Source organism: Streptomyces sp. JJ66 (genome assembly GCF_019303495.1).
GTDB lineage: Bacteria > Actinomycetota > Actinomycetes > Streptomycetales > Streptomycetaceae > Streptomyces.
The window spans coordinates 108,113-131,094 of sequence record NZ_JAEVFI010000006.1 but is presented as its reverse complement, the minus strand read 5'-3'; the positions used below and the strand labels follow the sequence as shown (position 1 = coordinate 131,094).

Below are 22,982 nucleotides of genomic sequence, written 5' to 3'. Positions count from 1 at the left end.
CCTGATTCGATGAGCACCGACACCACCACCGCGGGCACCAGTAAGGTCTCCGCCGGCGGCCTGCCCTCGCGCCGCAACACCGAGCTGGCGATGCTCGTCTTCGCCGTCGTCATCCCCGTCTTCGCCTACGCCAACGTGGGGCTGGCCAAGGACGGCACGGTTCCGGCCGGCATGGTCGGCTACGGGCTCGGGCTGGGGCTGATCGCGGGCGTCGCGCACCTGCTGGTGCGCAAGTTCGCGCCCTACGCGGACCCGCTGATCCTGCCCCTGTGCACCCTGCTCAACGGGCTGGGGCTGGTGCTGATCTGGCGGCTCGACCAGGAGGCGGGGGTGAAGCCGCTGAACGCGGCGCCCGGCCAGCTGATGTGGTCGGCGCTCGGCGTGGGGCTGTTCCTGGCCGTGCTGGTGTTCCTCAAGGACCACCGCATCCTCCAGCGCTACACCTACATCTCCATGGCCGTCGCGCTGGTGCTGCTGGCGCTGCCGATGTTCTTCCCGCCCGTCAACGGCGCCAAGATCTGGGTGACGATCCCCGGCGTCGGCTCGCTCCAGCCCGGCGAGTTCGCCAAGATCGTCATCACGGTGTTCTTCGCCGGCTACCTGATGGTCAAGCGGGACGCGCTGGCGCTGGCCAGCCGCCGTTTCCTGGGCGTGTACCTGCCGCGCGGGCGCGACCTCGGGCCGATCCTGGCGATCTGGGCGCTGAGCCTGCTCATCCTGGTCTTCGAGACCGACCTCGGCACGTCGCTGCTGTTCTTCGGCATGTTCGTGGTGATGCTCTACGTCGCGACCGAGCGCACCAGCTGGATTCTGTTCGGCCTGCTGCTCTCGGCGGGCGGCGCGGTGTTCGTCGCCTCGTTCAACAGCCACGTCGCGGCCCGGGTGGACAACTGGCTGAACCCGCTGGAGCCTGGCGCCAACGGCGGGGTGACGGAGACAGCGCAGGTCATGTACGCCTTCGGCTCCGGTGGCCTGTTCGGCTCCGGGCTCGGCGAGGGCTTCACGCGCTTCATCGGCGGCATCGCCGTCAAGAGCGACTACATCCTCGCCACCGTGGGCGAGGAGCTGGGCCTGACGGGCATGATGGCGATCCTGCTGCTGTACGGGCTGCTCATCGAACGCGGCATCCGCACGGCGCTGGCCGCCCGCGACCCGTTCGGCAAGCTGCTGGCCGTCGGCCTGTCCGGCGCGTTCGCCATCCAGGTGTTCGTCGTCGCCGGCGGCGTCACCGGGCTCATCCCGCTGACCGGTATGACGATGCCGTTCCTCGCCCAGGGTGGTTCGTCCGTCATCGCGAACTGGGCGCTGTTCGCGATCCTGCTGCGGATCAGCGACACCGCGCGCCGCCCCGCGCCCGCCCCCGCGCCCAATCCCGACGTCGAGATGACCCAGGTGGTGAGGACGTGAACAAGCCGCTCCGCAGGATCGCCATCTTCTGCGGCATCCTGATCATGGCCTTGCTGGTGCGGGTCAACTGGGTGCAGTTCGTGCAGGCCGAGGAGCTGCAAAGCGACGACCGCAACCGCCGCGTCGCCGTCGAGCGCTACGCCCACCCGCGCGGCGACATCATCGTCGAGGGCAAGGCGGTCACCGGCTCCACGGAGACCGAGGGCAGCGACTTCCAGTACAAGCGCACCTACAAGGACGGCGAGATGTGGGCGCCGGTCACCGGCCGGGCGTCCCAGGCGTTCCGGACCTCCCTGCTGGAAGGCGTCTACGACGAGTTCCTCACCGGCACCGACGACCGGCTGTTCTTCAACCGCACCATCGACATGCTCACCGGCAAGCCGATGCAGGGCGGCGACGTCGTCACCACCCTGGACGCCGAGGCGCAGCGCGCGGCGTTCGAGGGCCTGGGCGACAAGAAGGGCGCCGTCGTCGCGCTCGACCCGAGCACGGGCGCCATCCTGGCCCTGGCCAGCACCCCGTCCTACGACCCCTCCTCCTTCGCGGGCAACTCGCTCGAGGACCAAAAGCAGTGGGTCGCGCTGAACGACGACGTGGACAAGCCGATGCTGAACCGGGCGCTGCGCGAGACCTACCCGCCCGGCTCGACGTTCAAGGTCGTCACCGCCGCGGCGGCACTGGAGAGCGGCCGGTACGACGTGGACCAGCCCTCCGGCATCCAGGACCCGTTCCAGCTCCCGCAGTCCACCAAGACCCTCAGCAACTTCGGCAGCCCGCCGTGTGACGACGCCACGCTGAAGGTCGCCCTGCAGTACTCCTGCAACGCCACCTTCGCCGGGATCAGTCACGACCTGGGCAACGAAAAGATGATCGAGGTGGCCGGGAAGTTCGGCTACAACCAGGAACAGTTCGTTCCGGTGCGCGCCGCCGAGAGCGTCTACCCCGAGGACAACGACCCGCAGAACGCCCTCGCGGGCATCGGCCAGGCGTCCAACCGGGCCACACCGCTGCAGATGGCCATGGTCACCGCCGCCATCGCCAACGACGGCAAGCTGATGAAGCCCTACCTGGTAGAGCGCTTGGAGGGACCGCGCAGCGTCGTGGAGCAGACCGAACCCGAGGAGCTCAGCCAGGCGCTGTCCGCGCAGAATGCCGCCAAGCTCCAGGACATGATGGAGCACGTCGTCGAGGAGGGCACGGGAACCAACGGCCAGATCGACGGCGTCACCGTGGGCGGCAAGACCGGCACCGCACAGCGTGGTGTTGACAACAGTGAGAGCCCCTACGCCTGGTTCATCTCCTACGCCATGACGGAGAGCGGCTCCCCGGTCGCGGTCGCCGTCGTGGTCGAGGACAGCAACGCTGAGCGCGGCGAAATCTCAGGTGGCGGGCTCGCCGCGCCGATCGCGAAGAGCGTCATGCAGGCCGTCCTGGGGTCCGGCCGGTGAGCGTGCGCGGCCGGGTTCCGGCGTCCGGACGCCGTCCGGGGCGTCCTCCTTCGGCGGGTACGGTATGCCGGGCAGCACGCCGCCGGGCGCCACACCGGTGTGGCCCGGACGAACGGAGAGGGCTGGAGATATGGACGAGCCGCGTCGCCTAGGCGGCCGGTACGAGCTGGGCCAGGTGCTCGGCCGCGGCGGTATGGCCGAGGTCTACCTGGCCCACGACACGCGTCTGGGCCGTACCGTTGCCGTCAAGACCCTGCGCGTGGACCTGGCTCGCGATCCCACGTTCCAGGCCCGGTTCCGCCGCGAGGCCCAGTCGGCCGCGTCGCTGAACCACCCGGCGATCGTCGCCGTGTACGACACCGGCGAGGATTACGTCGATGGGATCTCCATCCCCTACATCGTCATGGAGTACGTGGACGGCTCCACGCTCCGTGAGCTGCTGCACTCCGGCCGCAAGCTGCTGCCCGAGCGCGCGCTGGAGATGTGCGCCGGCATCCTGCAGGCGCTGGAGTACAGCCACCGCAATGGCATCGTCCACCGCGACATCAAGCCCGCCAACGTCATGCTGACGCGCAGCGGGCAGGTCAAGGTGATGGACTTCGGCATCGCCCGTGCGATGGGAGACGCCGGGGTGACGATGACGCAGACCGCCGCCGTCATCGGCACCGCCCAGTACCTCTCCCCGGAGCAGGCCAAGGGCGAGCAGGTGGACGCGCGCAGCGACCTGTACTCCACCGGCTGCCTGCTGTACGAGCTGCTGACGGTGCGGCCGCCGTTCGTCGGCGACTCCCCCGTGGCCGTCGCCTACCAGCACGTGCGCGAGGAGCCGCAGCCCCCGAGCACCTACGACGCGGAGATCGCCCCGGAGCAGGACGCGATCGTCCTCAAGGCGCTCGCCAAGGACCCGGACTACCGCTACCAGAGCGCCGACGAGATGCGCGCCGACATCGAGGCGTGCCTCGACGGCCAGCCCGTCGGCGCCACCGCCGCGCTCGGCGCCGTCGGCTACGGCGCTGGCTACGCGGGCCGACCCGAGGACCGGCCCACCCAGGCGCTGCGCACCGCGAACGGCGGCCACACCTCGATGCTGCCGCCCCTGCGCGAGGACGACGGCGGCTACGGGTACGGCGAACCACGCGGCCGGGGACGCGAGCGCTCCAGCCAGCTCTCCACGATCCTGCTGGTCATCGCCGCGGTGCTGATCCTGATCGGTGCCATCTTCATCGGCAAGGTGCTGTTCAGCGGCAGCGGAGGCGGCAGCGACACCAGCGTCAAGGTGCCCACCCTGACCGGGCTGACGGTGCAGGAGGCCGCGGACCGCGCCGACAACGTCGAGCTGAAGGTGCGCGAGGGCGCGAGCAAGCACTGCGAGGAGGACAAGGGCACCGTCTGCGAGACGGACCCGGCCGCCGACACCGAGGTGAACCGGGGCGACACCATCACGCTGATCCTCTCCGACGGCCCCGAGCCGGTGCAGGTGCCCGACGTGGTCGGTGACAGCTTCGAGGACGCGCAGAGCGAGCTGCAGGACGCCGGTTTCGAGGTCACCCAGCAGGAGGTCGCCTCCTCCAGCGAGCCGGAGGGCACGGTCATCAAGCAGGACCCGGCCGGCGGCCAGGAGGCCAACCCGGGCACCCGCATCACACTGTCCGTCGTGCGCACCGAGACGCGCACGGTCCCACCGGTGGTGGACCAGAACGTGGACGCCGCGAAGCAGCAGCTCACCCAGGCGGGCTTCCAGGTGGAGGTGACCGAGAAGGAGTCCGAGGACAAGGCTCCGGGCACGGTGCTCAGCCAGAGCCCCGACGGCGGCACCCAGACCGAACGCGGCGCCACCGTCACGCTGACGGTGGCCAAGGCGCCGCAGGTCGAGCAGGTCCAGGTGCCCAACGTGCAGAACGCCCGCTTCAAGGACGCGGTGAAGACCCTCCAGGAAGCCGGGTTCCAGGTCCAGGTGCAGGGTCCGCAGGACAACCGTGCCGTGGTCATCGCGCAGGACCCCGCCCCCGGCACGCAGGTGGACAAGGGCTCCACGGTGACCCTGACGACGCTGCCCGCCGGTGACGACGACAACGGCGGCGGGAACGACAACGGCGGCGGGAACGGCGGCAACGACGACGACCCGCTCGGTGGCCTCTTCTCCGGCGGTCGCGGCAACAACGACTGACCACGCGCCGCGTCACCCGGCGGGGTGGCCTTCACCCAGCACCGGAGGGTGAAGGCCACCCCGCCGCCCTTCACCCTCCGGCACGAGTGCACTCCCCAGCCCCCAGCGAAACGACGGCGGCCCGGGCCCACGGTGAGGTGGGTCCGGGCCGCCGTCGTTTCGGAACGCGCGGGAACCCGGTTACCGGTTGCCGTCCTCGGAGGAGTCCGACTCGGCCTGCTTGGCCTGCACCTCGGGGTCGAGCTCGGCCTGCACCTCCGTGTCGAGCGAGCCGTCGGCCGCCGTGGCGGACGCGCGGTCGGAGACGTCCGTCGGAGCGGGCGGCTCGACCAGCCAGTCCGGGTTGGCCTGCTGGTCCCACCACTTCCAGGCGGCCATCGCGAGCCCGCTGACAATGCCCAGCACCGCGAGCTTCTTGACCGCCCGCCCCGTGCGCGCCCGGCGCACCCGCTTCTTGTTCAGCTTGGCCACCTGCGCCGCCGTGACCTGACCGCGCAGCGCGGCGAGCGCCGCCGTCGAGCGGTCGAGCGCCTCGTCCCGCGCCGGGGCCGCCGCGGCGCGGGCCGCCTCCAGCTTCGGCCCCGCGTACTTGCGTGCCTCCTTGGCGGCCCTCCGCGTCTTCTTCGATACGCGCGAGGCGGCCTCGTCCACGCCCTGCGGCAGCGCGTTGCGGGCCTGCGCGAGGCGCGGCGCGAGCACGCTCTCGTACTGGTCCCGTGCGGTGTGCTGCGCCTGGCGCGCGGCGAGGGCGGCCTTGGGCCCCACCACGTCCACGGCGTGCCGCACGTTTTCCCTGGCGGTGCCGGTCGCGGCGCGCGCGCTGTCCTTGCGGGTCACGAGATCCTCCTCCTCGGTGGCACGTGGTCCGGAGCCTCGCCCCGGAAACGTCACTTCCTCTTCGCCTTTACACCCATGGCGAAATCATGCCTGGGAGTGCGGGATTCGGCCCGCGTGGCCGGGCGATCGGGTCACGTCGGGTCACGGGTACCCCGCTTTGGCCCGGAACCCACGTCCCCAGCCGTGGCGGACGTGACTGCGCGACCCGGAGCCGACCATGCCACGATTCGCCGCCTCATGCGCCGTTTCGGCCGATCCTGTTGCCCGACTTCGCCCGATCATCACTCCGATGCGAGCCTCGCGGCCATCGTCCCCGGCGGCCATGGGAGGATCGGGGACCGTCAGCAAGGACTAGGGAAGGTTGATCGTGGCCGAGCAGCTCTACGCCACCCTGAAGACGAACCAGGGCCCCATCGAGGTCCAGCTCTTCGAGAACCACGCGCCCGAGACGGTGAAGAACTTCGTCGAGCTCGCCGAGGGCACCCGCGAGTGGACGCACCCGGGCACCGGCGAGAAGTCGACGAAGAAGCTGTACGACGGCACCGTCTTCCACCGCGTCATCAGCGGTTTCATGATCCAGGGCGGTGACCCGCTGGGCAACGGCACCGGCGGCCCGGGGTACGAGTTCAAGGACGAGTTCCACCCGGACCTGGCCTTCACCAAGCCGTACCTGCTGGCGATGGCCAACGCGGGCCCGGGCACCAACGGCTCCCAGTTCTTCATCACCGTGTCTCCCACCACCTGGCTCACCGGGAAGCACACCATCTTCGGCGAGGTCACCAGCGAGGCCGGGCAGAAGGTCGTCGACGCCATCGCCGGCGCCCAGACCAACCCGCGCACGGACCGTCCGGTGCAGGACGTGGTGATCGAGTCCGTCGAGATCACGCGCCGCTGAACCGCCCGGAGCACGGCACCCGGACCGGGACGCGGACCGGGACACGGCGGCGCACGGGAACGGTCCGCCCCACCTGTCCGTAGGAACAGGTGGGGCGGGTTCTTGACGCGCGCGGCGGAAGGGAAGCGATGGAGCACCAGCAGGGCGGGTCCGGTCAGCGGCAGACGCTGCCCGGCTGCTACCGGCATCCGGAGCGCGAGACGGGCATCCGGTGTACCCGCTGCGAGCGCCCGATCTGCCCGGAGTGCATGATTCCGGCCTCCGTCGGCTACCAGTGCCCCCAGTGCGTGCGCGGCTCCGGCCCGGCGGGCGGGGGCGGCGCGACCCGTCCGCGTACCCTCGCGGGCGGGGCGATCGTGGCGGACACCAAGCTGGTCACCAAGATCCTGCTGGGCCTGAACGTCGCGGTGTTCCTCGCGGTGCTGGCCACGGGCGGCGAGCTGGTCACCCGGCTCGGCATGATCGCGTACGCGTTCAGCGGCGACGGCGGCGTCTTCGAGGTGATCGGCGTCGCCGACGGCGAGTGGTACCGGGTGCTGACCTCGACGTTCCTGCACGAGCAGTTCTGGCACATCGGCCTGAACATGATGGCGCTGTGGTTCCTCGGGCCCCCGCTGGAGGCGGCGCTCGGGCGGCTGCGGTTCACCGTGCTGTACCTGCTGTCCGCGCTGGGTGGCAGCGTGCTGACGTACCTGCTGATGGCGCCGAACCAGCTGTCGCTGGGCGCCTCCGGTGCGATCTTCGGACTCTTCGGCGCGACGGCGGTGCTGATGCGCCGCATGCGCTCCGACATGCGTCCGATCATCGTCCTGCTGGCCATCAATCTGGTGATCACGTTCCTGCCCGGGTTCAACATCGCCTGGCAGGCGCACCTGGGCGGCTTGTTCACCGGCGGCGCCTTCGCCTTCGCGCTGGTGCACGCACCGCGCCAGGGCCGTGGCCTGGTGCAGTGGGGCACGGCGGCGCTCATCGTCGCGGCCCTCGTCGTCGCCTGCGTCGTGCGCACAGCGGTCCTGCTGTAGGGCGCCCGGCGGGTCGGAGACGCGCGGGGCGGCAGGCGCGTCCTGCGTCCGGCCACCCGGGCGCGGGGCAGCGCGGCCAGTGGTTGCCGGAAGTTATCCACAGGCGGTAGCGGATCTTGTGCATGCCGCGCCCAGCGGACGGGGCTCGCACACGGGTCCGTTTTCGCTGGCCGGGTGCGGAAAGAAGCGCATGTCCCGATGGGCAGACCGGCGTCAACCCCATGGGCGTTATCCACAGATCGTCTGAACTTTTCCCAGCCCTGTGGACAGCCTGTGGATAACTCGCACCCCGGTCACGGGGCAGGCGCTACTTCCACTGCGTGGAGACGACGAACCCCACGGCGATGAAGCCGAAGCCCACGACGATGTTCCAGTCACCCAGCGCCTCAAGCGGCAGCGAGCCCCGGGTCAGGTAGTACAGGACGATCCACACCAGGCCGATGGCGAACATGGCCAGCATCAGCGGCGCGACCCAGCTACGGCCCGCGCGCAGGTCGATCTTGCCCGACTTCTGCGCCTCAGGCGGGGTGTAACCGTCCTTCTTCTTGCGAATCCGGGACTTCGGCACGAGAGGGTCTCCTGTCGATGCGCTGGCCGCGCTGAACGGATGCTGCTGTGGTCCGTTAGCGTAGTGGTTCCAGGTGGTGGAAGGAGACAAGGGTACGGTGACCTCTTCCCCGACACCTCCCCCGGCTTCCCAGCCCCCACGGCGCGGGCTCCGCGTCCGTCCGCTGCGGCTGGTGAGCGCGGGGATCTTCGCCCTGGCCGGGCTGATCTTCTGGGTGAGTTTCGACACCTCCCAGGGCATCGACCTGCGCAGCGACGACCCCATGCGGCGGCTGCCCGACCTCATCGCCGAGCGCAGCCAGGAGAACGGACGGCTGGAGGCCGCCACCGCCGAGCTGCGCGAGGAGGTCGATGCCCTCGCCGACGCCGACACCGGCCGCAGCCCCGCCGAGCGCGAGCGCCTCGAGCGGCTGGAGAAGGCCGCGGAGACCGAGAAGACCGCCGGCGCCGGGCTCACCGTCACCCTGACCGACGCCCCGCCGGACGCCAGCGCCCGCCTCCCCGGCTGGCCCGAGCCGGAACCGGACGACCTGGTGATCCACCAGCAAGACCTACAGGCCGTCGTCAACACCCTGTGGGCGGGCGGCGCCGAAGGCATCCAGGTGATGGACCAGCGGCTGATCTCCACCAGCGCCGTCCGCTGCGTCGGCAACACCCTCATCCTGCAGGGACGCCTGTACTCGCCGCCGTACACGGTCACCGCCGTCGGCGACCCCGGGGAACTGCGCCAGGCGCTCGACGCGTCCCCCACGATCCAGACGTACAAGGACTACGTCGATGCCTACGGGCTCGGCTGGGAGGTCGAGGAGCACCGGGAGACGACGTTGCCCGGCTACGCGGGCCCCGTGGACCTCCAGTACGCCGAGCCGCTGGACTGACCCCATGCCCCCGCGCCCGCCGCGTACTCTTGAGCAGGCACGAGCGCACGGGGGTCCTTCGACGCGCGCCGGGGGCGCCGGGAACGACGGCGGGAAGCCACGGGGACGCGGACGGGGACGGCAACGAGCAAGGCGAAGGGACGGCACCTGGGGATGTACGGCTGGATCTGGCGGCACCTGCCGGGCAACACGCTGGTGCGCGCGCTCATCTCCCTGGTGCTGGTCCTCGCGACGGTGTTCGTGCTGTTCCAGTACGTCTTCCCGTGGGCCGAGCCGCTGCTGCCGTTCGGTGACGTGACCGTGGACCAGAACTGACCGCCAGCACCGCACCGGAAACACCCCGCACATCACCGGACAACAAGGGCTTGGGAAGGGCTTGGGCGACCGATGAGCGCACGCATTCTCGTGGTCGATAACTACGACAGCTTCGTCTTCAACCTCGTCCAGTACCTCTACCAGCTGGGCGCGGAGTGTGAGGTGCTGCGCAACGACGAGGTGAGCACCGCGCACGCGCAGGACGGCTTCGCCGGCGTGCTGCTCTCCCCGGGCCCCGGGACGCCGGAGCAGGCCGGGGTGTGCGTCGAGATGGTCCGGCACTGCGCGGACACCGGGGTGCCCGTCTTCGGGGTGTGCCTGGGCCTGCAGTCCATGGCCGTGGCCTACGGTGGCGTCGTCGGGCGGGCGCCGGAACTGCTGCACGGCAAGACCTCGGCCGTGGTCCACGAGGGTCGCGGCGTCTTCGCGGGCCTGCCCTCGCCGTTCACCGCCACCCGGTACCACTCGCTGGCCGCAGAGCCGGCGTCGGTGCCCGGGGTGTTCGACGTCACCGCCCGCACCGAGTCCGGCGTCATCATGGGCCTGCGGCACCGCTCGCTGCCGGTGGAGGGGGTGCAGTTCCACCCGGAGTCGGTACTCACCGAGTGGGGCCACCAGATGCTGGCCAACTGGCTTGTCGAGTGCGGTGACGCCGACGCCGTCGCGCGCTCGCGGGGACTGGCCCCGGTGGTAGGGAGTTGACCGCCTCCCGGGACTCGTACCCCGACCCGGAGGCGCTCTCGGCAGCCGTCGGCCGCCTCGACGACCCGCTCACCGACCCGCTGCCGGGCCGCGAGAGCCACCGGCCGCCCCCACCCGCCCCGCAGCGCCCGGCGCCCGGCGTTCAGGCGTCGCAGGGTCAGACAGCGGGGGAGCAACCGGCGCACGCGGCGCCCGACCGCGTGGCGCCGCCCGGCGACGAGCCACGGGGTGGGCAGGGCTCGCCGTGGTTCCGCCCGCGCGGCAGCTCCGTACCGCAGCCGCGTGCCTCCGGCCCCGCCATGCGGAACGTCACGGCCACCCGTCCGATACCGGTCACCCCTGCGCCCGAGCCCACGGCGACGCCCGCTCCGGACCCGGCCGCCGAACCCGTACCGCCACCCGGCCCGGCGTCGCGCGGCCCCGGCCCCGACCGCGAGCGCGGCCCCGAGTCCGCAGCCGCCGACCCGAACCCCGGCCCCGCCCCCCGTCCCGCTCCCGACTCCCGCCTCCTCCCGGACGACGCCCCGGTGAGCGACGCCGAACCGGACCCCGAGACCGTCGCCCTGCGCCAGGTCGAGCGGCGTCGCGAGACCACCCCGTCCCCGCCCGGCGAGGGCCGTGCCGCCCGCCGCCGGGCGGCGGCCCAGGCGGCCCGCGCCCGCAAGGAGAGCGCCGCCGTCATCGCCAGTCGCGGCGTCGGGGAGCTGTTCATCACCTTCGGCATCGTCCTGCTGCTGTTCGTCGCCTACCAGCTGTGGTGGACGAACGTGCAGGCCGCGCTCGCGGCCGGACGGGAGGCGAACGCGCTGGAGGAGAAGTGGGAGTCGCAGGAGTCCGGGGCCCGCGAACCCGGCTCCTTCGACCCGGGCGAGGGCTTCGCCAAGCTGTACATACCGAAGCTCGATGTCGTGGTGCCGGTGGCCGAGGGCATCGACAAGGACACCGTGCTCGACCGCGGCCTGGCGGGCCACTACGACGAGGCGTCCGGCCTGAAGACGGCGATGCCCTGGGACGAGGAGGGCAACTTCGCGGTGGCCGGGCACCGCAACACCCACGGCGAACCGTTCCGCTACATCAACCAGCTGGAGCCTGGTGACCCGATCGTGGTCGAGACGCGCGACACCTACTACGTGTACGAGATGACGAGCCTGCTGCCGTCCACGTCGCCGTCGAACGTGGACGTGATCGCTCCCGTACCGCAGCAGTCGGGGTTCACCGAGCCGGGCCGGTACCTCACCCTGACCACCTGCACCCCGGAGTTCACCTCCACGTACCGTCTCATCGTCTGGGGCAAAATGGTCGAGGAACGGCCCCGGGGTGAGGGCAAGCCGGACGCCCTCGTCGGGTAGCCGGGTTCTGACGGACAGCGAACGGTGGATCAGGTGGCAGTGACCGAGCGGGACGAGGCTGAGACCGGGGAGCGCCCGCAGCGGTCCGGGACCAGCCCGGCGAGGCGGACCCGGGGGCGGCTCGCCGCCACGGTCAGCGTCCTTGGCGAACTCCTCATCACGGCGGGGCTGGTGATGGCCCTGTTCGTCGCCTACTCCCTGTGGTGGACGAACGTCCTGGCCGACCGTTCCGCGCAGCGGGAGAGCAACGACCTGCGCGACCACTGGGCAGCCGACGACAACGGCGGTTCCCCGGAGGAGAACACCGGCCCCGGCGAACTCGACGTCAGGAACGGCATCGGCTTCCTGCACGTGCCCACGATGAGCGACGACGACATCCTGGTGATGCCGGGCACCGATCCCGAGGAGCTCAACCAGGGCATCGCGGGCTTCTACCAGAAGCCCGTCAAGGCCGCGATGCCCTGGGACGAGGAGGGCAACTTCTCCCTGGCCGCCCACCGGGACGGACACGGCGCCAAGTTCCACAACATCCACGACATCGAGCAGGGCGACCCGATCGTCTTCGAGTCCAAGGACACCTGGTACGTGTACACGGTGTACGCGATCCTCCCGGAGACCTCGAAGTACAACGTGGAGGTCCTGGCCGACGTCCCCGAGGAGTCCGGCGCGGACGAGGCGGGCCGCTACATCACCCTGACCACCTGCACCCCGGTCTTCACCTCCACCTACCGCTACATCGTGTGGGGTGAGCTGGAGCGCGAGGTCCCCGTGGACGCCAACCGCACCCCACCGAAGGAACTCCGCCCGGCGTAGACGAGATAGACCGCGACCTGGGAGTTATCGATCCTGCCGGCCGTTCCGGTGTACTGGCGCTGGACCCCCACCGTGCGGGTGCCGCGAACCCTCCGGCCGCTGTGATATCCGAGTCGGAGGCGTTCTTGTTCCTGCGCTCGATCGAACAACCTCACACCGGCACGAACCGGACCCGGTCGCCGCAGAGCTTGGCCATGTCATCAACGTCAGACGTCAGCATGATCACGGGGCGCTGCTGCCGCAGGGCAGTTTCGGCCACTGCCGCGTCGATGGCGTACTTGTGACCGTGCAGCCCAGCCTCCATCAACAGCGCTGAGGCCGCCTTCGCCTCTTCGTCTCCCACCGCAACGGCGCGCAGACCGGACAGGACCCAGTTCAGTCGGGCCTTGTGCGTACGCGCGTGAACGGCCTCGATGATGGTGAGCGCACAGATCACCACCTCCATGCCTCGGGAACGCGCCTCCGCGACCAGGGCCACCACCGTCTCGTCATCGCCCAGCAGCTTGGAGAACCCCTCACTGTCCAAGACCAGCGTTCCCTCATGACTCAGCTTGCGGCGGGCCACTGGTCTTCCTCGGCGAGCACCTCGTCGAACACCTGCCGCGCCCGCTGCCTCGCTTGCTCAGAGACCGGACCCTTACGGCTCTCATAGTCCGCCAGGTACTCATCAAGCACGTGCCCACGCAGTTCCCGTTCGACAGCCGCAGCGATGAACGCGGAGAACTCCCGTTTCCCGACCCGGGCACGGATGGCCTCCGCGGTCCCTTCGGGCAGGGAGAGGCTCACCCGCGTCGCCGGCCCCTCCCCGATGTTGTGCCTCGTCTCGGACATGCCCCCAGTGTGTCAATCAAGTAGGAAACCAGCAAGCCCGAAGAGACCAACCACCCGCCCCTCCGGCCACCCCAGAGTTCTAGGGGAACGACGGGGGGCACGCCCCCTGTAAACCCCGAGAAATCGGGCCGCCCAGCAATGCCGTCAGCACCCCCCGTGCTGACACGTCAGCACACAAAAAGCCCCTCCGAACCGCTTTTCCGCAGATCAGAGGGGCTATGCACATGTGGAGCCTAGGGGAGTCGAACCCCTGACATCTGCCATGCAAAGACAGCGCTCTACCAACTGAGCTAAGGCCCCGTCGCGCACAAGAGTACCCGCTCCGGCCTCCCGTATCCGACCGGGTATCGCCCCCGGCCGGACGGCTCCGTAGGATGCACCGCAAGTTCGCTGGCGCGAAGCGGACAGGGGAGAAGCAGGGGAGACTCATGGACGCAGCACAGCAGGACCCGACGGCCAAGGCACGGGAGCTGCAGAGCGCGTGGTACGGCGAGCCGCTGGGCACGCTCTTCCGGCGCCTGATCGACGACCTGGGCCTGAACCAGGCGCGCCTGGCCACCGTGCTCGGGCTGTCGGCGCCCATGCTGTCGCAGCTGATGAGCGGGCAGCGGGCCAAGATCGGCAACCCGGCCGTGGTCCAGCGGGTGCAAGCGTTGCAGGAGCTGGCCGGTGAGGTCTCCGGGGGGCACCTGAGCGCGGCCGACGCGACCCGGCGCATGGAGGAGATCCGCCGCTCCGCCGGTCAGAGCGTGCTGGGCGGCGGGATACCGGCCGGTGCGTCGGGCCAGCAGACGACGGTCAAGCGGGCGGTGCGCGAGATCCAGTCGCTGCTGCGTGCCATCTGCGACGCCCAGGACATTCTGCACGCCTCGCAGACGCTGGCCTCCGACCACCCGGAGCTGGCCGAGTTCCTGCGGGTGTACGGGGCGGGCAAGACCGCGGACGCGGTGAAGCACTACGAGACCCACCAGGGCTGAACCCTTCCGCCTCCAGCCGGCACCGTGGTGCTGAGCAGGCGCGGCACGGGGGAGGGCGAGCGGCACGAACCGGGGCGAGCGGCACGAGCGGGAAAGGGCGGCACAGCGCGATGGGTGAGATCTTCGCGGGACGGTACGAGCTGGTGGACCCGGTGGGGCGGGGCGGCGTCGGCGCGGTCTGGCGAGCCTGGGACCACCGCAGGAAGCGTTATGTGGCGGCGAAGGTGCTCCAGCAGCGTGACGCCCACGCCCTGTTGCGCTTCGTGCGCGAGCAGGCGCTGCGCATCGACCACCCGCACGTGCTCGCGCCCACCAGCTGGGCCGCCGACGACGACAAGGTCCTGTTCACCATGGACCTGCTGCGCGGCGGCTCGCTCGCGCACCTCGTCGGCGACCACGGTCCGCTGCCGCCGCGCCTGGTGTGTGTGCTGCTGGACCAGCTGCTGGCCGGGCTGACCGCCGTGCACGCCGAAGACGTCGTCCACCGGGACATCAAGCCCGCCAACGTCCTGCTGGAGGCGACGGGCACCGGGCGGCCGCACCTGCGGCTGTCCGACTTCGGCATCGCCATGCGCAAGGGTGAGCCGCGGCTGACGGAGACGGCGTACGTCGTCGGCACGCCCGGCTACTTCGCCCCCGAGCAACTGCTGGGCGCCGAACCGGACTTCCCGGCTGACCTGTACGCCGTCGGGCTGCTCGCCCTGTTTCTGCTGCGGGGCGAGCAGCCGGACGCGCAGGCCCTGATGCTGTCCTACGAGCACGGCGTGCCCGACGCGCCCGAGGGCGTCCCGGAGCCACTGTGGCAGGTGCTGGCCGGGCTGCTGCAACCAGACCCGCAGGCGCGGTTCCGCACCGCCACGGGTGTCCGTAAGGCGCTGGGCGCGGCGCTGGAACTGCTCGACGAGGACGCCACCGTGCGGCCGGGCGGCGGGCAGCGGCCCGCGGACGGGCTGGAGGTCTTCGACCACATCGGACCACTGCCCCCCGGATACGGCCCCGACGGCCCCGAACCGGCCGGCGCGGCCCCCGCCCCCAGCGCCGACGCCGCGGGCCCGCCGACGGCGGCGACTGCCTGGGGGCTGCCCTCCGCGCCGACTGCCCCCGGGCTGTCGTCCGCGCCGTCCGGTCCGTCCGGGACCGGCAGCTTTCACCTGGCCCCGCCCACCCAGCCGTCACCGCCCCTGGGCACAGGACCGGGCCACGAGTCGGGTCACGGCGCGCCCGGTGCGACGCCGACACCGCTCCAGCCCACGCAGACCTCCCGCCCGGGAGCGCTCCCGGTCACGGCCCCGGCCCCGGACACGCCGGGCGGCCCGGGCACGGCACCCGTGCCCGGTGGCTCAGCGCCCGGCGACGCGGCCTCCGGCGGCCCGATGAGGGCGCGTTCGCGGCCGGGGCCGCCGGTGAAGGTGGCCGTACCGGTGCTCGTGCTCGCGCTGCTGTGCTTCGCCGTGGGCGTGTGGGGACTCACCCAGAGCTGATCCGGCCGTCCCGGCTCACCGCTGCGGCCGGTTCCCCTCGGGCGGCCAGCCGCCCGGCGCCGGGCCGAACGCCGAGGGGGACGGCCCGAACCCATCTCCCCGCTCCTGGCCCGGCGGCGTCGGCCCGGGCAGGCCCGCACCCTGCTGCGGGTAGCCGTAACCTCCCGGCTCCATGGGTGCCGTCAGCGTGCCCGGCCCGGCTGGGGCGGGCACGGCGCGGCGGCGGGCGAGGAGCCACCACACCGCCAGCCCCGCGACGAGCACCGTGCCGGTGCCGACACCCATCACCCCGATGCGCCGCTTGGCCGCGCGGTCGGCCACCTCGGCCGCCGTCAGCCCCTCCGCGGCGGCCTCCCGGTCCTCGTCGGTGACGCCGAAGCCCGCGGCCACGGCGTCCCCGTCGTACGCGGGCGGCTCCTTCGCCTCACCCGCCACGACCGTGCGCAGGGTGACCGGGGCGCCATCGGGGAAGAAGGCCGCCAGGTCCTGGTGCAGTGTCACCTGCACGTACCACCAGCCCGCCATGCTGGACCCGCGTCCCTCGTCGGCGAACCGGCGGCCGTAGTCCACGGGCGCGGTCAGCAGTTCCGTGGCGGTTTGCTTGCCCCGGTACGACGCGAACCCCTCATCGTGGAGCTGCCCCCGCACCGGGTTGTAGACCTGGAGCCCGAACCCGTCGGACAGGTAGCCGGTCGAGGCGTCCTCAGCGAGCGCGGTGTTGGGCAGCTCCAGCCGCGCGGACAGCCGCTGGCCCCAGTCCACCGGCACCCGGTAGAAGCGGGACTCCCCGGCGTGCAGCCGGTCCTTCCACACCCCCGTGCCGATGGCACCGGCGTCGTTGAAGCTCGTGCCGCCCCGGGCCTGTTCCGCCGGACCGGACGGCGGCGTCGGCGCCTCCTCCTCGTCGTCCGGCGCGGGCGGCGGGCCGGGCACGCTGCCCGTCAGGCCGGGCTCGGCGAAGTAGCCGATCTCCACCGGCCAGTCGGCCTGGTCGGAGGTCTCCGGGCTCGTGCGGCTGACCGAGAACAGGTAAGGCCCGGCCTCCTGGCAGACGTCGATCCCTCCGCCCACACGCCGCCCCGCGTAGCTGCTGACGGGATACGCCGAACCGTTGTTGTGGAACCCCGCGCTGCCCCCGGTGTCGCACTCCTGGCCGTCCGTGGTCTCCAGTCGCAGGGTCAGCTCCTCGCCGTAGGAGGCCACCTCCGCACCGGGTTTGGGCGCGGCCGTCGCGCTGAGGTACACCGTCGAGGAGTCGTCCAGCGTGACGCTGTAGAACCTGGTCTCACCGGGACCGATGCGGTCGGTGTAGAGCCCCGGTTCCAGCGCCGGGCCCTCAGCGCTGCTCTCGGTGCCGCGCACCGGCTCGGCGTCGTCGGCCACCGCGTACCGCGGCACCTCCGCCGCCAGCGCCGCGCCCGGCGGCACGGCCATCGCCGCGCTGAGCGCCACCACAGCGACGGCGGCCCCCGCCCCCGTCCTCATCGTGCGCCGCTTCGCCATCGCGTCGCCACCCCCTCGTGTCCGTCGTGCTGGTCTGCCGCCCCGGCGCGGCGACCGGGGCGGGCTCCATCCTGCCCTGACCCCGCCCACCGCGTCCCCGTCGTCCACCTGACCGTCACCACTCCGGGACACGCCGAAAGCCCCGGCCACGGCGGCCAGGGCTTTCGGCGTCAACTACGGGGGTTGCGGTGGACTCACACACCCGGGCCTGCGGGCACGGAGTCGGTGGCCTCCGTCCACAGGTCCTGCTCGGCACGGTCCGCCTGGATCTGGCGATACACGAGGAGTCCGCCGATGGCGGCAAGCGCGAACAGGAGGAGCTTCTTCACGGCGTACCTCGTCCTTCAACGACGTCGAGACCCTACTGCGGCCCGATGATACCCAACCTCCGGGTAACACTCCTCGCCCGCCGCGACCTCCGGTCCCCGGCCCATACCCCCGCTCCGGGCGCCGGCAAGAGGGTGCGAGTCGCGGAGCTCCGCCCCGCGAGGTCAAGCACCATACGACGAGGGTGATGCGGCTCGCGCCTCCGCGAGCACACGTCACCCTCAACCCTCCAGGGGCGTGGGTTGCGATAGGTACGAGCTCCGGACCGATAGATCGGCAGTCACGCACAGAGACACGCAAAACGCCCCGGACCTTGCTTGGTCTGGGGCGTTCGTGCTGGTGGGGCTAACAGGACTTGAACCTGTGGCCTCTTCCTTATCAGCTAAGCCGGGCCGCCCGCGGCCCTGCATCTCTCCCTTTGGTTCCAAGGGCCTGTGTCCGTGATTGTCCACACGCGTCCAGCCGTGATCTTGGCGGTTGTCGCTCAGTTAGTCACTCAGGTGCGTCTCCAACGAGCTGGCTCGGAGGATGCGTCACGTCCACGAAACCGTGATCACGGAGCGCGGTGCGTCGCTGTGCCAACCATCCAGAGACCCGGGGTCCCCCGTTCACGGCCGTCCCCTCGTGGACCGTGCGCACATGCTCGAACCCCTGCGACGTGTAGTAGCGCTGTAGCGCTTCGTTTGTCGTCCACGCATCGAGCCTGAGCCACTTGGCACCGGCTCGGAAGGCACGGTCCCCGGCCCAATCGAGCAGCCTCCCACCAAGGTTTTGACCCGCGTAGCTGCGCGTCACGGTCAGCTTGGTCACGAACATGGATGGCTCACTGAGTTCTCGGTCCGTCCACAGCCCTTTTTCCACCTCGGTGTGCACGGTGATGGTGGCGGCTGTCTTGGCTCCGTCGTCCAGCATGAAGACCGCCCCGGCCTCGACCGTCGCCAAGAGCCTGTCGGCGGGGTAAGGACGCTGCCACTGGTCGCTCCCCAGTTGTGACAGCCACGCTGCCGCCTCCTCGCGGAAGGCAAGCAACGTGGCCACGTCTTCGGGTTGCGCCGATCGGACGATCACCGGTCCTCGCTCTCTCGGGCCGACAAATCCCCGATCTCGTAGTTCATCCGGTTCAGGTCTCCCCGGAACGTAGTGATCGTGCAGCGGATAGGCTTGTCGGAGGTGTACCCGGTGCGCGTCCACAGGAGAACCGGTACGCCCGCACCGATCTCCAGCATCCGCGCTTCCTCCGGGGTGGGCATGCGAGTGGAGATTTCATCGAAGTACCCCACCTGTTCGATGCCGTGAGCCGCCAGGTACCGGGTCGTCCCCTCCGCAATGTCTCCGGGCTCAGCAAGCCGTGGGGCCTCATCTACCAGCCATGCCGGGTAGTGCGTAGCCTGCGTTGACCAGGGCACTTCGTCCACGAAACGGTGGCAGAACCGCAGAACAGTTCGTGACTCAGGTTCGATCCTGAGGCGTTGAGCTACCTCGCCCGGGGCTGGTCTGATCTCAACGCGGAAGGTCTGATGCGGCCGACGCCCGGCGTTGGTCACGTCGGTGTTGTAGGCGTCACCGAGCTGCGGGAAGCTCAGGTTCTCGAAGCGTGAGGCGTTGAGTTCGAAGACCTCGTGCTTGGTCACCTCGTAGCCCAGACCCTGGCTAGAGGTCACGAGCCCCTGCGTGACGAGCAGACCGAGCCCGGAGCGGACCGTGTTCCGGGAAGCGTCGAACCGGGCTGACAGCTCGCTTTCCGAGGGGAGTCGGGAGCCGGGCGGGTAGGTGCCGTTGTCGATCTCGCGGCGTAGTGCGTCCGCGACTTGCCGGTACTTCGGCTGCTTGCTCATGCCCCCATCATGACGCACTCGCGCAACTTGTTGGTACATGCGGGCTCCCATCGCTTGACACCGGCTGCTCTTGTGGGTCAGAGTCTTCTCAGTCAGCTTGTACCAACAAGTTGACCAAGCGGGACTAATCCCGATGGCTTGGTTCCGTGCGCTCGGACGGCCCCGTGAGACGGGTCGAAAGACAGCGCTTGTGGATTGAGAACTGAACAGCGTGATGAGGTCACCGCCTCCTCCGATAAGGCGGTCGGCGCGGCATAGGTCCGCGCGTTCAACCCCTCCGCAGCCCACTGGGCTGCGGCCGGTTGCCTCCCCTGCCCGTCCGGGCCGCGTTCGCGCGGTTGCCGTACGGGCGGGGTGGTGGGGAGCCGGAGTCCTTTTCCTGCTTCATCCCGTGTGACGGCGTGCGGCCCCGGTGGGCGAACACCGGGGCCGCTGTTCGGGCCGTCCGCCCTGAGAGGAGTTACGACCCGTGAAACCCATCGTCGCACTGGCGGCGGTCGGTCCGCTGGATGTGGAGCCGACCGCCGCCGAACTCGACGCCATCGAGACCGAGATGCCGCTGATCCGCGCGGAAGTCGAGCTGCTGGACGTACACATCTCGCTGCTGGAGCGGCCCGCTACGGAGCTGGACGAACGGCGACTTCGCCGAGCCCGGCGCCGCGTCCTTCACGCCCGCCGCGACCTGACCAACCGCCTGACCGCCGAGCCTGCCGAGGTGATCGCATGAACGCCCCGTTCAACAGCCCCACACCGGACCGCACGGACGCGAACCTCACTGAGGCGCGGGCGGATGTGAAGGCGGAGATCGGCCGCACCGATACCAAGGCGTCGCTGTTGATCGCGTTCAACGGCGCGGTGCTGGCCGGACTCGGGACCGCGTTGCCGCGTCTGTCTCTCAGCGTTCCGGCGCTGGTGGCCGGGGCGCTGGGGGCAGCGGTGCTGCTGGCGGCCGCTGGTGTCCTGCTGGGCGTGATCCGGCCCAGGCTTGGCCGGTGTCCGGGGACGTTCCCGCACTGGGCGCGCCTGGACGCTGACACCCTGCGGGCGGAGATGGCCGCTGACCGCCGGGCTGAGGCGGTCACCGTGCTGNCCGCACAGCCGGTGTGCTGCTGGCCGTGGCCACCGTCCTGGCTGTGGTCGGGGGTGCGGCATGAGCGCGGCTGAGTCGCCGGTGCTGGAGATGATCGCGGCGGAGGAACAGGCGGCGCTGGCCACGGGCGCGGTCGCGCGGCGGCTTGTTACCGCGCACGCCGACCTGCCGATTGACCGGGTTTCGCTGAGGTATCTCGGGGAGGTGCACGTTCACGTTCCCCACGCGGGCGCCGTGCGAGCCTGGGCCGCGCGTTTGGAAGCGAGCGTGGACAGCTTTACCCAGGAATCACAGCCTGGGGTCGTCTTCGAGCACCACAGGGCTACTGCCTACGTGGCGAACACGCGAGTAGCCGTCCGGGCCTGCCGCCTCCTGCCGGATGCTGAGGCCGCCGCCTGGTGCGCTGCGCAGGGTGGGGGTGCGGCATGAGCGCCCTGATCCCTGCGGCTGCCGCCGCCGCGCCCGTGCTTGCCGGGTGGGGGCTGCATGGGTGGTGGCTGCGCCGCCAGCTGCGCACGGCCCGGCTCGATCCGCTGACCGGTCTGCCCACCCGCGCCCTGTTCGAGCGGGCTGCCGCCCGGGTGCTGCGGCGTGGTCCGGCGGTGGTCCTGGTCATCGACCTGGACGGCTTCAAGGCGCTCAACGACACCCACGGGCACGCCGCCGGAGACTACGCCCTACGCGCTGCGGCCGGTGGCCTGACCGAAGAGCTGGAAGACAAACCGGAGGGGGTAGCCGCGCGTCTGGGCGGGGATGAGTTCGCCGCCGTGATCCCGGTGGCCGACCCGGTGGCCTTGCCGTGGCTGCTGGGTGACCTGCACAGCTACCTGTGTGCGCCGCTGGCCTTCCACGGCCACACCCTCACCCTGGGTGCCTCGATCGGCGCGTGCCTGACCGCCGAACTGCCTGCCGCTGGTCTGTCGCTGGCGTTGCGGCGGGCGGATGAGGCGATGTACGCGGCTAAGCGCGGGGGCGGCGGCTGGCGCATCGCCCACGGCCCCGCGCTCGCCGCCCGCACCGCCAACGGCCGCCGGGCTGGACGGCGGGGCACCCGGGGGGTGGCGGGATGAGCACCAAGACCACGGTTCTCCCGGCTGCCGCCATGACGGCGGTGTCGATGGTGCTCACGTTGGCTGTGGTGGTGATGTGGCTGGGCGCTGCGGTGCCGTGGCCGGTGGCCGCTGTGGTGGGGCTGGGTATCGACGGGGGATGGCTGGCTACCTTGGCCTACGAACGCCGTCTGGCCGCTCAGGGTGACTACAGCCGCGCCGTCACCGGCGTGGGGTGGGCCTTTGGTCTGCTGGCCGCTGGTGTCCTGACTGCTCACGCGCTGACTGTCCAGGGGTCGGTGGGGGCGTGGCTGGCGGTGGCGTGGCTGCCGCTGGCCGCCAAGGCGCTGTGGGCGGTGCACGGGCTGTGGGAGCGTACCGCGCTCACCCCCGCCGCTTTGGGCGCGATCCGCAGCATCCGGCAGGACGCCCGTGATGAAGCGGCCGTCGCCCGCGCCCGGCTGCGCGCTGATGCCGGAACCGAGGAGATGCGTCTTACGGCTGTGACGCAGGCCGGGGCGCGCGTCGCACGCGTCCAGGCTCAAACGGCCAAGACTCTCTCCCAGGCGTGGTCCACCCTGGAGGCGGCTCGTACGGGTGAGGAGACCGGCAAGGCGCTGACCTGTGTGACGGCCCCCGTCACGCCCGGCGTCACACCCCGCTGGGAGTTGCCGGTGTGGGGGCCGACTCAAGCGGTGGAGGCGTCGGCGCTGGAAGCCGGAGGGGCTTTGAACGATGGCGAGCTGGACGCGCTCGTGGACGAGATTCGGCACCGCCGGACCCCGCCGCTTTCTTACCGCGAGATGGCCGCTCGCTTCCGTGCCGCCGGACACTCCGCCTCCGAGGTCCGCCTGCGGGCGGCGTGGAAGCGGGTGGCGGCATGAACCGCCTCACCCGCGCCGACTGCCACGACCCCACCGGCGCCCGGTTCGGCCTGCCGACTTACCCCTGGCGGCTGGCCCCTGAGGGGCTGGCCACCCGCCGCCAGCTCCGCGCCGCCGGACTACGCCCCGGTGGGCAGGACCCGGTGGCCCAAGTGCTGCGCCCCCGGCGCCGGGGGCGGGAGCCGCTGACCGCCTACCTGTACCGCATCGACGCCGCGTTGCCGGTGCGGGCGATGACGCCCGCGAAGTGGGCGGCGCTGGCGGCGGCGCTGGCCGCGCGGCGGACGTGTCCGCAGTGCCGCACGGTGCGCCCGTACTGCATCCCCACTTCGCTCGGCATGTGTCCGAGCTGCCACGACCAACCCGCCGCCCTCGCGGCCTGAGTAAGGAGTCCGCCCATGCAGCAGATGGTTAAGCACCACTGGATCGCCACGGTGCAAACCGCTCACGGTCTCATCGCCACAGAGCACGGATCGTTCGACGTCACTCCCGGCCAGACCACGCACACGGCGACGTTTTCGCAGGTGCGTGAAGTCCTGGCCGGGAAGTACGACGCCCCGAATCTCGTGTTCCTGTTCTTCGCCCTCCACCCCGACCAGCTCTGA

General features: G+C 71.0%; 27 protein-coding genes and 1 tRNA gene. 19 read left to right on the top strand and 9 right to left on the bottom strand.

Annotated elements, in window-relative coordinates:
* The first annotated feature begins 9 nt into the window (after window positions 1–9).
* The 3 genes from JJV70_RS06735 to pknB all read left to right on the top strand — a co-directional run bounded on the left by JJV70_RS06735 (window position 10) and on the right by pknB (window position 5,022).
* The gene (locus tag JJV70_RS06735) at window positions 10–1,407 is read left to right on the top strand and encodes an FtsW/RodA/SpoVE family cell cycle protein (RefSeq protein ID WP_219046805.1); all 1,398 of its coding nucleotides are present in this window, start codon (window positions 10–12) and stop codon (window positions 1,405–1,407) included.
* Window positions 1,404–2,855 carry a penicillin-binding protein 2 gene (locus tag JJV70_RS06730; protein WP_219046804.1) on the top strand — a complete coding sequence of 484 codons (1,452 nt, stop codon included), beginning with the start codon at window positions 1,404–1,406 and terminating at the stop codon, window positions 2,853–2,855. The genes JJV70_RS06735 and JJV70_RS06730 overlap by 4 nt, the downstream gene beginning before the upstream one ends.
* Before the next feature lie 130 nt (window positions 2,856–2,985).
* Window positions 2,986–5,022, top strand: a complete 2,037-nt coding sequence (pknB, locus tag JJV70_RS06725; RefSeq protein ID WP_219046803.1) for a Stk1 family PASTA domain-containing Ser/Thr kinase — start codon at window positions 2,986–2,988, stop codon at window positions 5,020–5,022.
* Window positions 5,023–5,202: 180 nt separating this feature from the next.
* Here the strand turns inward: pknB and JJV70_RS06720 are convergent, their stop codons facing one another.
* Complete coding sequence (locus tag JJV70_RS06720) at window positions 5,203–5,859, bottom strand: DUF5324 family protein (protein WP_219046802.1); 657 nt, start codon at window positions 5,857–5,859, stop codon at window positions 5,203–5,205.
* A gap of 367 nt (window positions 5,860–6,226) precedes the next feature.
* Here JJV70_RS06720 and JJV70_RS06715 point away from each other — a divergent pair, with 367 nt between their 5' ends.
* Window positions 6,227–6,754 (top strand): peptidylprolyl isomerase, encoded by a 528-nt coding sequence (locus JJV70_RS06715; RefSeq protein WP_219046801.1) that lies wholly within the window; start codon window positions 6,227–6,229, stop codon window positions 6,752–6,754.
* Window positions 6,755–6,882: 128 nt separating this feature from the next.
* Entirely contained in the window at window positions 6,883–7,776 is an 894-nt protein-coding gene (locus JJV70_RS06710; RefSeq protein WP_219046800.1) for a rhomboid family intramembrane serine protease, read from the top strand.
* A 307-nt stretch (window positions 7,777–8,083) separates the two neighbouring features.
* Here the strand turns inward: JJV70_RS06710 and crgA are convergent, their stop codons facing one another.
* Entirely contained in the window at window positions 8,084–8,344 is a 261-nt protein-coding gene (gene crgA, locus JJV70_RS06705; RefSeq protein WP_219046799.1) for a cell division protein CrgA, read from the bottom strand.
* A gap of 97 nt (window positions 8,345–8,441) precedes the next feature.
* Between crgA and JJV70_RS06700 the strand changes: the two genes are divergently transcribed.
* From JJV70_RS06700 to JJV70_RS06680, 5 genes are all read left to right on the top strand, one after another.
* Window positions 8,442–9,221, top strand: coding sequence for a DUF881 domain-containing protein (locus JJV70_RS06700; protein WP_219046798.1), 780 nt, complete (start codon window positions 8,442–8,444; stop codon window positions 9,219–9,221).
* Window positions 9,222–9,374: 153 nt separating this feature from the next.
* A complete protein-coding gene (locus tag JJV70_RS06695; protein WP_219046797.1) occupies window positions 9,375–9,536 on the top strand; it encodes a hypothetical protein in 162 nt (53 codons plus the stop codon).
* Between the two features lie 72 nt (window positions 9,537–9,608).
* The gene (locus JJV70_RS06690) at window positions 9,609–10,238 is read left to right on the top strand and encodes an aminodeoxychorismate/anthranilate synthase component II (RefSeq protein WP_219046796.1); all 630 of its coding nucleotides are present in this window, start codon (window positions 9,609–9,611) and stop codon (window positions 10,236–10,238) included.
* On the top strand, window positions 10,235–11,587 hold the full coding sequence (locus tag JJV70_RS06685; RefSeq protein WP_219046795.1) for a class E sortase: 1,353 nt from the start codon (window positions 10,235–10,237) through the stop codon (window positions 11,585–11,587). The genes JJV70_RS06690 and JJV70_RS06685 overlap by 4 nt, the downstream gene beginning before the upstream one ends.
* Window positions 11,588–11,620: 33 nt before the next feature.
* Window positions 11,621–12,400 carry a class E sortase gene (locus JJV70_RS06680; RefSeq protein ID WP_219046794.1) on the top strand — a complete coding sequence of 260 codons (780 nt, stop codon included), beginning with the start codon at window positions 11,621–11,623 and terminating at the stop codon, window positions 12,398–12,400.
* Window positions 12,401–12,551: 151 nt separating this feature from the next.
* Here the strand turns inward: JJV70_RS06680 and JJV70_RS06675 are convergent, their stop codons facing one another.
* The 3 genes from JJV70_RS06675 to JJV70_RS06665 form a co-directional block, all read right to left on the bottom strand.
* Entirely contained in the window at window positions 12,552–12,965 is a 414-nt protein-coding gene (locus JJV70_RS06675; protein ID WP_219046793.1) for a DNA-binding protein, read from the bottom strand.
* Window positions 12,947–13,231, bottom strand: a complete 285-nt coding sequence (locus JJV70_RS06670) for a hypothetical protein (RefSeq protein ID WP_219046792.1) — start codon at window positions 13,229–13,231, stop codon at window positions 12,947–12,949. The genes JJV70_RS06675 and JJV70_RS06670 overlap by 19 nt, the downstream gene beginning before the upstream one ends.
* Window positions 13,232–13,458: 227 nt before the next feature.
* Window positions 13,459–13,531 (bottom strand) — tRNA-Ala (locus JJV70_RS06665).
* Between the two features lie 128 nt (window positions 13,532–13,659).
* Between JJV70_RS06665 and JJV70_RS06660 the strand changes: the two genes are divergently transcribed.
* Window positions 13,660–14,208 carry a DNA-binding protein gene (locus tag JJV70_RS06660; RefSeq protein ID WP_219046791.1) on the top strand — a complete coding sequence of 183 codons (549 nt, stop codon included), beginning with the start codon at window positions 13,660–13,662 and terminating at the stop codon, window positions 14,206–14,208.
* Between the two features lie 110 nt (window positions 14,209–14,318).
* Window positions 14,319–15,689: a serine/threonine-protein kinase gene (locus tag JJV70_RS06655; protein WP_219046790.1), complete on the top strand. Its 1,371-nt coding sequence runs from the start codon at window positions 14,319–14,321 to the stop codon at window positions 15,687–15,689.
* A 15-nt stretch (window positions 15,690–15,704) separates the two neighbouring features.
* Here JJV70_RS06655 and JJV70_RS06650 read toward each other — a convergent pair whose 3' ends face one another.
* The 4 genes from JJV70_RS06650 to JJV70_RS06635 form a co-directional block, all read right to left on the bottom strand.
* Complete coding sequence (locus JJV70_RS06650) at window positions 15,705–17,192, bottom strand: hypothetical protein (protein WP_219046789.1); 1,488 nt, start codon at window positions 17,190–17,192, stop codon at window positions 15,705–15,707.
* A gap of 194 nt (window positions 17,193–17,386) precedes the next feature.
* Complete coding sequence (locus JJV70_RS06645) at window positions 17,387–17,521, bottom strand: DLW-39 family protein (RefSeq protein WP_219046788.1); 135 nt, start codon at window positions 17,519–17,521, stop codon at window positions 17,387–17,389.
* A 490-nt stretch (window positions 17,522–18,011) separates the two neighbouring features.
* A complete protein-coding gene (locus tag JJV70_RS06640; protein ID WP_219046787.1) occupies window positions 18,012–18,587 on the bottom strand; it encodes a GNAT family N-acetyltransferase in 576 nt (191 codons plus the stop codon).
* Window positions 18,584–19,354 carry a GntR family transcriptional regulator gene (locus JJV70_RS06635; RefSeq protein WP_219046786.1) on the bottom strand — a complete coding sequence of 257 codons (771 nt, stop codon included), beginning with the start codon at window positions 19,352–19,354 and terminating at the stop codon, window positions 18,584–18,586. The genes JJV70_RS06640 and JJV70_RS06635 overlap by 4 nt, the downstream gene beginning before the upstream one ends.
* 469 nt (window positions 19,355–19,823) lie before the next feature.
* Here JJV70_RS06635 and JJV70_RS06630 point away from each other — a divergent pair, with 469 nt between their 5' ends.
* The 7 genes from JJV70_RS06630 to JJV70_RS06600 all read left to right on the top strand — a co-directional run bounded on the left by JJV70_RS06630 (window position 19,824) and on the right by JJV70_RS06600 (window position 22,982).
* Window positions 19,824–20,081, top strand: a complete 258-nt coding sequence (locus JJV70_RS06630) for a DUF6284 family protein (RefSeq protein ID WP_219046785.1) — start codon at window positions 19,824–19,826, stop codon at window positions 20,079–20,081.
* Window positions 20,078–20,518 (top strand): Pycsar system effector family protein, encoded by a 441-nt coding sequence (locus JJV70_RS06625; protein ID WP_257573501.1) that lies wholly within the window; start codon window positions 20,078–20,080, stop codon window positions 20,516–20,518. Before JJV70_RS06630 ends, JJV70_RS06625 begins: the two co-directional genes overlap by 4 nt.
* Window positions 20,505–20,873, top strand: coding sequence for a hypothetical protein (locus JJV70_RS06620; RefSeq protein ID WP_219046784.1), 369 nt, complete (start codon window positions 20,505–20,507; stop codon window positions 20,871–20,873). Before JJV70_RS06625 ends, JJV70_RS06620 begins: the two co-directional genes overlap by 14 nt.
* On the top strand, window positions 20,870–21,514 hold the full coding sequence (locus JJV70_RS06615) for a GGDEF domain-containing protein (RefSeq protein ID WP_219046783.1): 645 nt from the start codon (window positions 20,870–20,872) through the stop codon (window positions 21,512–21,514). Before JJV70_RS06620 ends, JJV70_RS06615 begins: the two co-directional genes overlap by 4 nt.
* Entirely contained in the window at window positions 21,511–22,377 is an 867-nt protein-coding gene (locus JJV70_RS06610) for a protein spdB (protein WP_219046782.1), read from the top strand. The genes JJV70_RS06615 and JJV70_RS06610 overlap by 4 nt, the downstream gene beginning before the upstream one ends.
* A complete protein-coding gene (locus tag JJV70_RS06605) occupies window positions 22,374–22,760 on the top strand; it encodes an RRQRL motif-containing zinc-binding protein (protein WP_219046781.1) in 387 nt (128 codons plus the stop codon). Before JJV70_RS06610 ends, JJV70_RS06605 begins: the two co-directional genes overlap by 4 nt.
* Before the next feature lie 15 nt (window positions 22,761–22,775).
* Window positions 22,776–22,982, top strand: a complete 207-nt coding sequence (locus tag JJV70_RS06600) for a hypothetical protein (RefSeq protein ID WP_219046780.1) — start codon at window positions 22,776–22,778, stop codon at window positions 22,980–22,982.